Annotated in this window: 11 protein-coding genes; 5 read left to right on the forward strand and 6 right to left on the reverse strand. The window is 39.1% G+C overall.

Annotated features, from left to right (window positions below; translation table 11 throughout):
- Window positions 1-63: 63 nt before the first annotated feature.
- Together NSMS1_RS10490 and NSMS1_RS10495 are read right to left on the reverse strand one after the other, a co-directional pair.
- Complete coding sequence (locus NSMS1_RS10490) at window positions 64-336, reverse strand: DUF3143 domain-containing protein (RefSeq protein ID WP_224092995.1); 273 nt, start codon at window positions 334-336, stop codon at window positions 64-66.
- 45 nt (window positions 337-381) lie between these two features.
- Complete coding sequence (locus NSMS1_RS10495) at window positions 382-894, reverse strand: J domain-containing protein (RefSeq protein WP_224095192.1); 513 nt, start codon at window positions 892-894, stop codon at window positions 382-384.
- Window positions 895-1,360: 466 nt separating this feature from the next.
- Between NSMS1_RS10495 and NSMS1_RS10500 the strand changes: the two genes are divergently transcribed.
- The gene (locus NSMS1_RS10500; RefSeq protein WP_224092997.1) at window positions 1,361-2,545 is read left to right on the forward strand and encodes an FtsW/RodA/SpoVE family cell cycle protein; all 1,185 of its coding nucleotides are present in this window, start codon (window positions 1,361-1,363) and stop codon (window positions 2,543-2,545) included.
- 6 nt (window positions 2,546-2,551) lie between these two features.
- Here NSMS1_RS10500 and NSMS1_RS10505 read toward each other — a convergent pair whose 3' ends face one another.
- From NSMS1_RS10505 to ubiE, 3 genes are all read right to left on the reverse strand, one after another.
- Window positions 2,552-3,448 (reverse strand): bile acid:sodium symporter family protein, encoded by an 897-nt coding sequence (locus NSMS1_RS10505; protein WP_224092999.1) that lies wholly within the window; start codon window positions 3,446-3,448, stop codon window positions 2,552-2,554.
- Window positions 3,449-3,544: 96 nt separating this feature from the next.
- On the reverse strand, window positions 3,545-4,786 hold the full coding sequence (locus NSMS1_RS10510; RefSeq protein WP_224093001.1) for a DUF445 domain-containing protein: 1,242 nt from the start codon (window positions 4,784-4,786) through the stop codon (window positions 3,545-3,547).
- Window positions 4,787-4,868: 82 nt separating this feature from the next.
- Window positions 4,869-5,558, reverse strand: a complete 690-nt coding sequence (gene ubiE, locus NSMS1_RS10515) for a bifunctional demethylmenaquinone methyltransferase/2-methoxy-6-polyprenyl-1,4-benzoquinol methylase UbiE (RefSeq protein ID WP_224093003.1) — start codon at window positions 5,556-5,558, stop codon at window positions 4,869-4,871.
- Between the two features lie 198 nt (window positions 5,559-5,756).
- On the opposite strand from ubiE, the gene NSMS1_RS10520 reads away from it, so the two are divergent.
- A complete protein-coding gene (locus tag NSMS1_RS10520; RefSeq protein WP_224093004.1) occupies window positions 5,757-6,506 on the forward strand; it encodes a CPBP family intramembrane glutamic endopeptidase in 750 nt (249 codons plus the stop codon).
- A 107-nt stretch (window positions 6,507-6,613) separates the two neighbouring features.
- Here NSMS1_RS10520 and NSMS1_RS10525 read toward each other — a convergent pair whose 3' ends face one another.
- On the reverse strand, window positions 6,614-7,558 hold the full coding sequence (locus NSMS1_RS10525) for a response regulator (RefSeq protein ID WP_224093005.1): 945 nt from the start codon (window positions 7,556-7,558) through the stop codon (window positions 6,614-6,616).
- Window positions 7,559-7,898: 340 nt separating this feature from the next.
- Between NSMS1_RS10525 and NSMS1_RS10530 the strand changes: the two genes are divergently transcribed.
- The 3 genes from NSMS1_RS10530 to NSMS1_RS10540 all read left to right on the forward strand — a co-directional run bounded on the left by NSMS1_RS10530 (window position 7,899) and on the right by NSMS1_RS10540 (window position 12,358).
- Window positions 7,899-8,984 (forward strand): RuBisCO accumulation factor 1, encoded by a 1,086-nt coding sequence (locus tag NSMS1_RS10530; RefSeq protein ID WP_224093006.1) that lies wholly within the window; start codon window positions 7,899-7,901, stop codon window positions 8,982-8,984.
- A 336-nt stretch (window positions 8,985-9,320) separates the two neighbouring features.
- A complete protein-coding gene (locus NSMS1_RS10535; protein ID WP_224093007.1) occupies window positions 9,321-10,661 on the forward strand; it encodes an IS982 family transposase in 1,341 nt (446 codons plus the stop codon).
- 194 nt (window positions 10,662-10,855) lie between these two features.
- The gene (locus NSMS1_RS10540; RefSeq protein ID WP_224085439.1) at window positions 10,856-12,358 is read left to right on the forward strand and encodes an IS5 family transposase; all 1,503 of its coding nucleotides are present in this window, start codon (window positions 10,856-10,858) and stop codon (window positions 12,356-12,358) included.
- The last annotated feature ends 13 nt before the right edge of the window (window positions 12,359-12,371 follow it).

A 12,371-nucleotide genomic window follows, 5' to 3' on the forward strand; every position in this document is an offset into this window, starting at 1 on the left:
AGTAGGGAATGGGGAGTGGTGAATTTTCCCTACTCTCCACTCCGCACTCACCACTCCCCATTTTCAAGGGCCAGAAAACACTGCTTGTTCAATATCTTCCCGACTAAGGGAATATTTAAACGCGCGTTGAATATCTTGTCCGTTTTCCCCAGCTTGGATGTAGCGGACGACAATTTGCTCGATATCTAGCCACAGTTCAGCTTGCCAACTGGGACGTTGTACACGCCAACAGTGAAGTTGTGTATCATCTTGTTGACAACCTTGGTCTTTTAGCCATTGTTCAATTTGGGGCAGAGGATGACTATATAAGGGGGTATTAGAAGGAATCAGAGACATAAATTAATTCAAAATTCAAAACTTGTACTGAGCTTGTCAAAGTATTCAAAATGAGCTAAAAACTTGTAATAAATAGAGAATAGGCTGTTGTATTGTAGCTGTTGATGGTGGTATCGATTGGGGAAAGAGTGAATCACCACGGATAAAGGCGACGGTAACTGCTAGCAATAGACAACCAACAAAAGTTAAGCCGAGAATAAATAAGGCAAAGATTTCGCCAGAGGAGAGGGGGCGATCGCTAGCATCAAGATAAGCTGATTTTGAGTAGTCGTAGTTGTATGAGACAGGACGATTCAAATCAGGTGGTGCTTGAATTACCCCAAAACGAGAATAACCGATTTTTAAGTCGTAATTTAAACGCCTATCTGGATTACTTAAGGTAGCGTAGGCTTCGTTAATCTGCTGAAATTTGGACGTAGCTACAGCAGCAGGCAATTCCGTAGTATCTGGATGATATCGTTTGCTCAGTTCACGATAAGCACGGCGGATGTCGATGACCGATGCTGAAGGATGCAGCCCTAGCAAGGAATAGTATGTAGGGTCACTGCTTTTCGGCATTGCACCGTTTTGATTCACGGCTGTCTGATTCACTTTGTAATCAAGTTTTTTCTAATATTGTAAACCCGTTACGAGCCAGGAATGTCATAGAACTTTAGGCAGACAACCATAATCAAACTACGATAAATTTTCATGCTTGAGTGCATTCTCTACTCAATGACCAAGGCGCAGACATCGAATTATCAAGCGTTTAAGCTTATTCTAGAGCCAGGCGAAATTGAAAATCCAACATCTAATCCAACATCTATAAGAACTTTCATTGATAGTTTAAGCGTTGCATCATAGTACGAATTATGAGTTATAAGTTATGAGTGTTACACCTAACTATGACTTATGTACAAAAATTCTTTGTTCAGATTAGGTGTAAGGGGGTAAGGTTATAGGGGTATTTAAGTGATTTCAAAATCTACACCCACCTCTACACCTCCAAAATCGTCAGTTCTACTAACTTTACCTGTACTGAATCGTGAAGCTACGCAGCCTGATTCCATTTTTTGATGATTCTGTCTCCACTTGGGCATTAGAAGCGCGGTTGTTGCGCTGGTTAACATTTATTTGGTTGTTCGTCGGTTTAACAATCCTATTTTCAGCGTCTTATGTAGTGGCTGATGTCCGTCAAGGGGACGGCTTGTATTATTTTAAGCGACAAGTCCTCTGGGTTATAGCCTCACTCATCGGCTTTAACATTATTGTTAATCGACCTCTACAAAAAATTCTCAATGTCTCTCATTGGCTACTAGGACTATTTTTAATCTTAATTTTTGTTACCCTCATCCCAGGATTGGGTAAAAAAGCGTTCGATGCAGCGAGGTGGATAGCCCTTGGCCCCATTCCTATACAACCATCGGAACTGATTAAACCCTTTTTAGTCTTACAGAGTGCCAGACTATTTGGACAGTGGGAACGGTTGACTTGGCGAGTGCGTTTAACTTGGTTAGGGATTTTTGGTTTAGTAATTTTAGGTATCCTGGCCCAGCCTAACTTGAGTACAGCCTCACTCTGCGGTATGACTATCTGGTTAATAGCCCTAGCAGGCGGTATACCTTATCAGTATTTAGCAGGAACAGCGATCGGTGGATTTCTGTTAGGCTTACTCAGTATTAGCATCAAAGAATATCAACGCAGACGGGTATTGTCATTTCTCAACCCTTGGGCAGATGCTACAGGAGATGGTTATCAATTAGTACAAAGTCTTTTAGCCGTGGGTTCTGGTAGAACTTGGGGTGCTGGATTTGGCATGTCCCAACAAAAGCTATTCTATTTACCAATTCAGGACACTGACTTTATTTTTGCTGTATTCGCTGAAGAATTTGGTTTTATCGGCAGTATAGTTTTGCTAACACTCTTAGCACTATTCGCTACTTTAGGACTGGTAATAGCCTTGAAGGCCAAAAATTCTGTCCACAGATTAGTAGCGATGGGTGTGACGATTATCATGGTAGGGCAATCATTATTACATGTTGCCGTAGCCACAGGCGCATTACCCACAACAGGCTTACCCTTGCCTATGTTTAGCTACGGTGGTAATTCTATGATTGCCAGCTTAATAGGTGCAGGTTTGTTAATTCGCGTAGCTAGAGAAAGTAGCGAAGCTGAAGTTTTACCATTACGCAGACCGCAATTTCAAAGTAAACGTCCGCGTCGATTATAAGGGAATTTAAGCCTTGCCAATTAAATTCTTAGTAAGAGAGTTAGTTGTGGATAGTTTTCTGCCATAGTATATTGCTGCTAAACCAGTCAAATACATAAATAAGCCATAAATCGCGGCAGGAATTGCCATATCCTCGTTCTTGATTAGTCCAGCCGTAATAGCGATCGCTAGCGTACCATTTTGGATGCCTACTTCAATCGCAATGCAAATTTGCTGAGGAATGTTGAGTTGGAATAGTTTACTCACCAACCATCCTGACAGGATGGCGAGGATATTCAAAATTACTACACCCAAACCGACTTGCACAATAAAATTAGGCAGGCGGCTCCATTCCCGAATTAAGATGAGTAAAATAATTAAAGCCAAAAATGCGATCGCCAAACGATTTGTCGCTTTTTCTAAGCGTAAGGCAGTTTCGGGAAAGATACGCTTGATATACATTCCCAATGCGATCGGCACAATTGTAATTAAAAATATTTGTAGCATTGTCGAACCCACAGGTAGCGCTATCGCTGCTGTTTGTCCTAAAAAATGCTGAAGTGCCAAATTTGCAAATACAGGAATTGTAAATATTGTAATAATACTGCTGACAACTGTAAGTGTTACTGATAGTGCCACATCCCCATTAGCCAGGTAGGTAACCATATTCGATGAAGGGCCACCAGGACACAGGGCTAATATTACCAATCCCACTGCAATTTGTGGCTGCATTGGCACAAATTTAGCAATTAAAAAACCGATAATTGGTAAAATAATTATCTGGGTGACTGAACCAATAGCCACTGCTTTAGGATATTTAGTGACACGCTTAAAGTCCTCTAGCTGCAAAGATAGCCCCATCCCTAGCATGATAATTGCCAGTGCTAGAGGTAAAATCACATTAGTAAACAAATTTGCCTGCATAAACTGGAGATAAACCCTAAAACTGCAATATCTTGAAATATATGAGCAGTTTACAGTAGTTTGTCATCCAGATTGCTAAGTCATACCAATTAGGAATTAAAATGACTGTTGATTAAAAATTAACAATCCTGTTTGTAATAGTCCCACAACAAACCCTAAAATTCCACCTAAAGTCACAATGGCTTGTAATTCATTTTTGACAATCCCTTCAATTCCTGCTTCTAAATCAGCCGGAGAAGTTGATTTTACACGGTCAACAATTACTTGGTCTATTGACAAGATAGGGATTACTTGAGCAACAATCACTTCTAAATCTTTTTCTAAATATCGTTCTAAAATCAGAGCTAATTCTTTACTAACAACTTCTAAAGAACTTATCACTACAGGTGAAGTACTCAGACGATTTAACAGTAACTCGGCGATGTGTACCCAATTTACTGAGTCTGTTAATCCTTGGAGTAAATCGCTACCGCTAGTCTGGATATAGTGGCGGACGGTTTCACGGGTAGTTTTTCGTAGTTGTCTAACTGTACCAATTGGGAGATTTTGCAGTGTTAAATTCTGAAAGATTCTCTTGAAGCGATCGCGCATCTGCAAATCTTGAGTTAACTCTTTTAAACGATTATTAGTAGCTTCTTTTTCATCTAAACAAAAAGTACGTAGTCTGGTTAATGTATTCCGCAAACCAAATAAATTGGCAACTACCCAATAAGTACCACTAGTTTTTTCCCGAAAGCTTTCATCAATAATTTGGATTGTGCGATCGGTTAAAAAATCTATAATCGTTTGTCGGATAACGTCTGGGGGTATAACGACTTCTAATAACCAATCAGCTAGTCTATTTGCCTGTTCTTCACTTAGTTGCAATTCTAGTAATACTTGGTCAAAAATTTGATTGATTTGTACTTCTAAGAAATCATCTTTTCTGGCCAAAACTTTCAGCAGGCGTGGTAAAGATTCTCCCAGCAAATCACGCAAAATTCCGGCAACAATTTTAGCACTTTTTTGGTTGGTATCATTTTTAATTTGGTCTATAGCCAGTTGCAGCAACCAAAGAATTGCCCCTTGTACCCGTTCGGTTTCTAATAAACGCCGTGCCAATTTTTGCAACTCATCAGGTGTGAGTAGCGACCCCATGATTGTATTAGAAATATTTTTTGCCAAACGTTCCTGGTTAGCAGGAATCAAGCCAGGGGTAAATGGAACTCTTCGTCCGCCAATATAAATTGCTCGATAGGGACGAAATAGCATTTTGATGGCTATATCATTTGTGAAATAGCCAATAATTCCACCCAGTACTGGGGGCGATACATACAGCCAAAGATGTGACCAATCCACTGTTTTTTAGATGAGGAATGGGTACTGGGGATTAGATACTAGGCAATAGTTTGTCTATTACCAATTACCAATTACCAATTACCTATTTAATAATTGTCAATACTCCCATCATACCGTTCGCAATGGGATAGTGTGTGGCTGAGGTAAAACCAACTTGGTAGGCTATCTCTACTTGTTCTTTACCGTTGGGGAAGCGGTCTAAGCTGGGGCTAATGTAAGCGTACTCCTCTTTCACCCCCAGGCGATCGGCTAGTGGCACAACTACATTGTCTAGATACCACTGCTGAAAAGTGCGGAGTTTTTGATTATAGGGGCGATGGAAATCTAAAATTGCGGCTTTTGCCCCAGGTTTGAGAACACGATGTAATTCTTGCAGGCTACGAGGAATATCTGTAACATTTCTTAATCCATAGCCCATCGTCGCAGCATCAAATTGATTGTTATTAAATGGTAAATTCAGCACATCGGCTTCTACCCAGGAAATATTGGGTTGGGGGTATTGGGTTTGGGAGCGTTGTTTGGCAGCTTCTAACAGGTTGGGTGAGAAATCCACACCATACACTTTTCCTGTTGAACCTATCCGCCGTGCTAGACGCAAGGCTAAGTCACCGCTTCCGCAACATAAATCTAGACAAGTATCTCCTGGTTTAGCTGCACTCCATTTAATAGCCATTTCTTTCCAAATGCGGTGTTGTCCTAAACTTAACCAATCATTCAATTGGTCATAGACAGGAGCGATACGGTCAAAAATGGCACGGATGTCGTTTGTCATTGGTCAATAGTTATTAGTCATTAGTCCATAGTCCATAGTCTATAGTCAACTGGTAAAATTAAGTTAATCTGTTGGATGGGATATCCTAGCTGTTTAAATAGTGATAATATGTGTATTGTTGGTAACGCTGATTTAATTATTTGTTACTGATAACCTGTTGCCAACTATATTGTTAGTTATTAGCCATATTTAATATCAATGAAGTTGTTTACAATTTTATGGCTGACAGGCATGGCGGGTATTATCTCTCTTTGGTGGATGGAATTACCTATTCCTGAAGGTGAAGAATTAAAGATGCCTTTGTGGCAGATTAAATTGCTTTCCTTGACTTCACCAACTATTCTTTTATCTGTTGCTGTATTAATTGGTGTTTTTTTAGCTCATCAAGTGGGATTATCTGCACCTTTTATAGAAGCATTAACTCAAGGAAATTCAGCAAGTTTAGCTATTCAGCCTCAAGTGATTCCAGGGATTATTGGCGGTTTGATAGGTGGTGTTCTATTGGTAGCTATCCAGTGGTTTGCCAAGTTATTTCTCCCCTCAGATTTTCTAACAAAGGCTGAAGCACTTTCAGGAAATACGCCCCTTGTGACTCGTATTTTATATGGAGGTATTACCGAAGAGTTATTGCTGAGATGGGGAATGATGACTCTTTTAGTGTGGATAGGCTGGCACGTTCTTTCCCAAGGGCATGGTAAACCATCTACATTATGTTTTGTAGTAGCGATCGCACTGTCATCTCTCCTTTTTGCCTTGGGTCATTTACCCCTTGCTTTTCTAATAACAAAACAGCTAACAACTTCAGTAATTGCTTATGTAATTATCGGTAATTCAGTTTTTGGTTTAATAGCAGGTTATCTCTACTGGCGCAAAGGTCTAGAAGCCGCAATCATATCTCATATGCTTGTTCATGTTGTTATGGTAACAGCCGCACGTTTAGTCCAATAACCAATCTAGTCAGCTACACTTAATTTATTATCGGCTTCTTGCATATCGTTAGATATTCTCAAACAAATAGTCAACAGTCCTGACTATTGACTATTGACTATTGACTATTAACTACAGCGACTACTCGTTAGAGCGATCGCTACTAGTTGCGCTGATAAATGGATGAGGTTTAATTCATCTTCCCGTAGTGAGCCTGGTTGTTGCCACTGGAGAGATAATACACCTAACATATCGTTGCGGTAGGTAATAGGAATCACCACATGGGCTTGGATACCATGCTCTTGATAGTAAGTTACACTCGCTAGGTTGGGGTCTTTAGCAGCATTGACTGTCACCTGAATTTGTCCTGAAGCGATCGCTGCGGTTGTCAGGGGGTCTTGATTTAACCAATTTTTGAGAGTTGTTTCACTGCTATAAAAACCTTGTACTGTGCTGAGTGTTTTGCCTTCTAGCATTTGTAAAATACAGGCATCGGCACAGAAACTTTCAGCAAATGCAGTAGCAATGGGTGTTAAGGTTTCTTCTAAACTCTTTGCTGCTTGTGTTACCTGTACCAAAACCGTTAATAATGACATTTGAGCGTTGGCACGGCGCAATTCTTCTGTCCGTTGCTTGAGCAAATCATAGGTTTCGGCTGCTCTCTGCACAACAGCTTTCAGTTCGCTAGGGTCCCAAGGCTTAGTAATATACTTGTAAACTTGCCCAGCGTTAATTGCCTCTACTAAGTCTTCAATGTCGGTAAAGCCGGTAAGAATAATTCTGACGGTATCGGGAAACTGAGGTACAGTTTTACTCAAAAACTCAGTTCCCTTCATTTCCGGCATACGCTGATCGGAGATAATAACTGCTACTTCTCCCTCAGATGCTAAAATTTCTAAGGCATTTATCCCACTATCAGCTTTGAGAACTTGGAAATCTCGCCGGAAAGTGCGATAAAGCAAATCTAGATTATCTGGCTCATCATCAACTACTAATATTTTCAGTTTTTTTGCTCGTTCTAGAGTTGCTACTTGTCGACGACTAGCTTGAATATCGCTGACACCATTAGTCATAAGGTTCTACCCATAAATTTTTTTATATTGTTATATTCCTTACAAGCTTAGTAGATTATTTCAGCCAAGCCTTGCGGGTAATTGCGGATATAGTTTATGTTGCTCTGATGAGGAATTTGTAACTCAAAAATTTATTTGACGGTAGGGTGTAGAGATAGTTGGCTGTTAAAGATTACAATAAGATTTGCTGATACAGTATAAAGTTAGTCGCATCAACCAAAATTTCAACTCTATAAGTTAGGTCAATGCTCGTTTAAATTACGTCCTATTTATCAAGTGAAAATTCTACGCTGTTAGCGTTTGGCTTATACATAACTCTACAAAATTTTGAATTGCAATTATGACTGACTTCACACCCAACGCTCCCAATCCTGAGAATGTACCTACTGAATTGGCACAAGAACTGCTGCGAAAACTAAGGCAAAAACAAGGTAACTGGGTGGAATGGGGTCAAGCGATCGCCTATTTACAAAAATCTGGTTACAATCCTCAAGAGATTTTTGAAGCTACAGGATTTGAGCCAGTTCAACAAAATCAGGTGGTTGTAGGCTCTCAAGTTTATAATTCTATAGAAAAAGTGGGAGCATCAGAGGCTACACGCGCTTATTATGCTACTAGGGGGAGTGATGTTTTATATGAACTACGTTTGCTCACTCAAGAAGAAAGAGCAGCTGCGGCTGAGTTAACTTTTACCCATAAACTAGATTTGGAAGAAGCACGGGAAGTAGCCAAGGCGATTAAAGATTTTTCCCGCTTCCGTACCTTACCAGAAGGATTTACTGACCATCCTGGGGATGCAGTAGCCTATCAAACTTGGAAATTAGCACGACAATACACAGATTTACAAGAGCGATCGCGTCTCATTGCCAAAGGTTTACGATTTGCTCATAGTCCATCAGCTAGGAAACAAATCGAACAGTTATTAATTGATTTTACCGTTGTTTCCCAGCGTCCTGCCCCTATTCCTCCGTTTTACCGCTTTGATACAGAGGACGAGTTACCCAGGATGGTTCCGGTAGCAGGTGAGTTACCTTTAAAAGCGCAAGAACTGCAAGAAGTTCCTCTAGTTGAAGAAATTGAACCATTTCGCATAGTTAAATTTGCTGGCGAACAGGCTTGGGTGGCTTTACCGGGTTGGCGAGTACTGTTAGCCGCAGAAGATCCAGTGACAATTTTAGCAACTAGCGATCGCTTCCCTAATCAAAACCAAGCACAGCCAGGGCCAATCCTAGTGGTTGTAGATCGTTCTCAGCGTGAATGGAATGATTTTAGTTACTTTGTAGTAGATAACGGTGGTGAATTAGATTTTCAGTGGTTTGAAACTCAACCAGAACTACCCATATTAGGGAAAGTAATTATTATTGTTCGTCCTCGGAAAATTTTGGATGAGAATGTAACTAAAGATTCCTGGCAAATTGATGAATAGGTAACGGGGGAAGATGAGGACAGAGCAAGCGCATTATAAAGTGGCACAACAAGGGTTGACTTTGAAGCAAATATATAGATTAAACCTCTTAATTGATTTTCCTCATTTATGAGCCGCACTCAAAACTACATGATAATGATAATCAAAGTTGCTAAGAGGGAGATTACGTTATTAAATTAACGTGAGTTCGATGAGAGAAGAAAGCCAGAAAGCTAGTATAAAAAGGAATTGGCGAACAAGGAAATCAAAGAACAGTAAAATTTATGGCAAGAGGGTGAAAAAAACATAAAAAAGACCGAGACTAAAAAATATCATTACAAAATCAGGGTCTCGGCTATGTCTACTATTGTATCTCGCCTCGATATTACACAAGTATTCTGTGATGTAGATGATTTCTGTAAACAGTGGGAACAGTTATGGCAAGTGATCCCACAGCTACCATCGATAACAGGAGAACGTCGTAGTCGCTCAAGGATGAGCATATCGGAAGTGATGACAATAGTCATTGCCTTTCATGGTAGTGGATATCGAACATTTAAGGAATTTTATACATTGCACGTACTACCTGGTTGGCGTGGGGCATTTCCCAACTTGGTGAGCTACAACAGATTTGTAGAATTGATGCCGTGGTGCTTAATGCTGTTGTGCTGCTTTTTGCATACAAGGACAGGAGAAATTACGGGAATTAGTTTTATTGATTCAACGCCTATTAATGTGTGCCATAATTGCCGCGCCCATGCACATAAAGTATTTAAAGGATTAGTAAATTGGGGCAAAAACTCGGTCGGTTGGCACTTCGGATTCAAACTTCATTTGATAATTAATGACCAAGGTGAATTGTTGGCATTTAAATTAACTTCTGCCAACGTAGATGACCGCAAGCCAGTGCCAGAAATGACTGAGGATTTGATTGGCAAACTGTTTGGTGATTTACATCTGAAGCTGATTGAATTAGATTTGCAATACGAATTAGAAGATAAAAAACAGCAAGAGCAAGAAAGGGATAGAGAAAATAGAAAGCAAAATAAAGAACGTGAAGCAATTGATAAGGCAAGACTGAGGGCAGAAGAGGCAGAAGAAAGAGAAAGACTTCATCAAAAAGAAATTGATAAAATAAGACAAGAGATAGTACAAGCTAAAGACGCAGAAAGAAAACAATTGGAGATGAAAATCCAGGAGTTAGAACGACTAGTTGCAGAAGATAGAAGTGACAGAGAAAATGCTCTATCTGAAACTAGAAGATTGAAATCAGGATATATTTATATAATTTCTAATATAGGTTCTCTTGGACGAGATATGTATCGAATTTGTATGACATCTCGTAGTCAAGAAGACTTATATATTAGAGAGATGAATCCCGCAGTTCCATTTCAATTTGACGTTCATTTTAAAATTTTCTCAGAGGATGCTGTAGATACATTACAGAAGTTACATCAACGTTTTGATGATAAAAGAGTGAATGTAGTTAATTCAAGAAGAGACTTTTTTCAAGTTTCAATAGATGAAATTGAGACAGCAGTTAAAGAAATTCAGAAAAAAAGTGGTGTATTTTTAAGAATAGATGAATTTGAAAAATATCCTCAAGCATATGAATATCGACAAACTCTATCTGTACGTAAAAAGCATCGGCTATCAAACACAAATGAGGAGTATTCAGAAGTAAATGAAATTGCTTAGTTTAAGTAATTTCATATTACAGTAAGCGAACAATTCTAAAACCAACATTGTTCAAGATTTCGCTTGCATAATTAGGGCTGGCTGAATAAGGGCGAAAGATAGCAGAATGAAGAGTTTCAGGGTCAGGAAAGAAAAATAAGGTGAAAAGAAAAAGGGTAAGATAAGTAAAAATCCTTGTAGCAAGTTGCGTTAAAATGTATCGAAGAGCGCAAAAGCAAGAAAAAGCAGCAGAAAACTTTGAACTACCCTTTGGGGGAAAACTAGCGTCAGATAACCGATGGGTAATCATGGCGAACATGATACCTTGGTCAAAATTTGAAGCAGAGTACGCAGAAATATTTTCAGCAAGAATGGGAGCGCCAGCCAAAACATTTAGAATGGCGTTGGGAGCATTAATAATTAAAGAAAAATTAGGAATAAGTGACAGAGAGACAGTAGAACAAATTCGGGAGAACCCGTATCTGCAATACTTTATAGGAATGTCAGCATATAGTAATGAATCTGCATTTGACCCGTCAATGCTAGTTCATTTTAGAGAAAGGATAGATATAGAATTAGTCAATAAAATCAATCAAGAAATAGTCAGGAAGATGTTAGAAAATAAACAGGAGGTAGAAGTAAGAGCAAAAAAGCCAGAGGTCGAGGATTCAAAAAGTAAGCCAGCCAATAGAGGAAAATTAATATTAGATGCTAGTTGTGCGCCAGCAGACATAAGTTATCCGACAGATTTAGGATTATTAAATCAAGCCAGAAAGCAAACAGAAACAATCATAGATACATTATATAAGTCCTTATTAGTAAGAAATATCAACAAACCAAGAACCTACAGAAACAAAGCAAGAAAGGATTATTTAGCAGTAGCCAAGAAAAGAAAACCAACAGTTAAAGAAAGAAGGAAAGCTATCAGAAAGCAACTGCAATATATCAACAGAAATTTAACTCATATTCAGCAGCTAATAAATTTAGGTGCGTCACTATTAAAACTGAGCAACAGTCAATATAAGATGTTGCTAGTAGTAGCAGAAGTTTATCGTCAACAGTTATGGTTATATGAAAATCAAAAAATTAGTATACAAGACCGCATTGTCAGTTTAAACCAACCACACATTCGTCCGATTATCCGAGGTAAAGCCGGGAGAACAGTAGAGTTTGGGGCTAAGTTTTCAGCTAGTTACTATGATGGCTATGTATTTTTAGACCATATTAGTTGGGACAACTTTAACGAATCAGGAGACTTAAAATCACAAGTAGAAGCATACAAAAACTACACCGGATATTATCCTGAATCAGTTCATGTTGATAAGATTTATCGGACGAGGGAGAATCGAGCTTGGTGTCAAGAAAGGGGAATTAGAATTAGTGGCCCACCACTAGGTAGACCCCCCCAAAATGTCAGCCCTGAAAAGAAGAAACAAGCCGCTTATGACGAAAGGATTCGTAATTGTATTGAGGGCAAGTTTGGACAAGGTAAACGAAGATTTAGCCTTGGTAGAGTTATGGCTAAACTTCCTCATACTTCTTTCACCGCTATTGCCATAACTTTTTTAGTTATGAATCTTTCTACTCTGCTATTACGGCTTTTTTGTGTATTTTTTTGCCTATTTTTCAAAACTGAGTCTTTTTTTACTTCTTCTATTATCGAAACTGATATTTCATTAAACCTTAAACAACAAAAACTTATCTTTTTTCTGGACTGACTACTTAATCAAT

The organism is Nostoc sp. MS1 (assembly GCF_019976755.1).
In the GTDB taxonomy this organism is placed as follows: Bacteria; Cyanobacteriota; Cyanobacteriia; order Cyanobacteriales; family Nostocaceae; genus Trichormus.

Bases quoted from the DNA above. Each gene is read 5' to 3' on its own strand.
- ubiE (WP_224093003.1), bottom strand. From the start codon at position 5,558: ATGACAAACGACATCCGTGCCATTTTTGACCGTATCGCTCCTGTCTAT.
- NSMS1_RS10525 (WP_224093005.1), bottom strand. From the start codon at position 7,558: ATGACTAATGGTGTCAGCGATATTCAAGCTAGTCGTCGACAAGTAGCA.
- NSMS1_RS10490 (WP_224092995.1), bottom strand. From the start codon at position 336: ATGTCTCTGATTCCTTCTAATACCCCCTTATATAGTCATCCTCTGCCC.
- NSMS1_RS10505 (WP_224092999.1), bottom strand. From the start codon at position 3,448: ATGCAGGCAAATTTGTTTACTAATGTGATTTTACCTCTAGCACTGGCA.
- NSMS1_RS10530 (WP_224093006.1), top strand. From the start codon at position 7,899: ATGACTGACTTCACACCCAACGCTCCCAATCCTGAGAATGTACCTACT.
- NSMS1_RS10520 (WP_224093004.1), top strand. From the start codon at position 5,757: ATGAAGTTGTTTACAATTTTATGGCTGACAGGCATGGCGGGTATTATC.
- NSMS1_RS10535 (WP_224093007.1), top strand. From the start codon at position 9,321: ATGTCTACTATTGTATCTCGCCTCGATATTACACAAGTATTCTGTGAT.
- NSMS1_RS10495 (WP_224095192.1), bottom strand. From the start codon at position 894: ATGCCGAAAAGCAGTGACCCTACATACTATTCCTTGCTAGGGCTGCAT.
- NSMS1_RS10540 (WP_224085439.1), top strand. From the start codon at position 10,856: ATGTATCGAAGAGCGCAAAAGCAAGAAAAAGCAGCAGAAAACTTTGAA.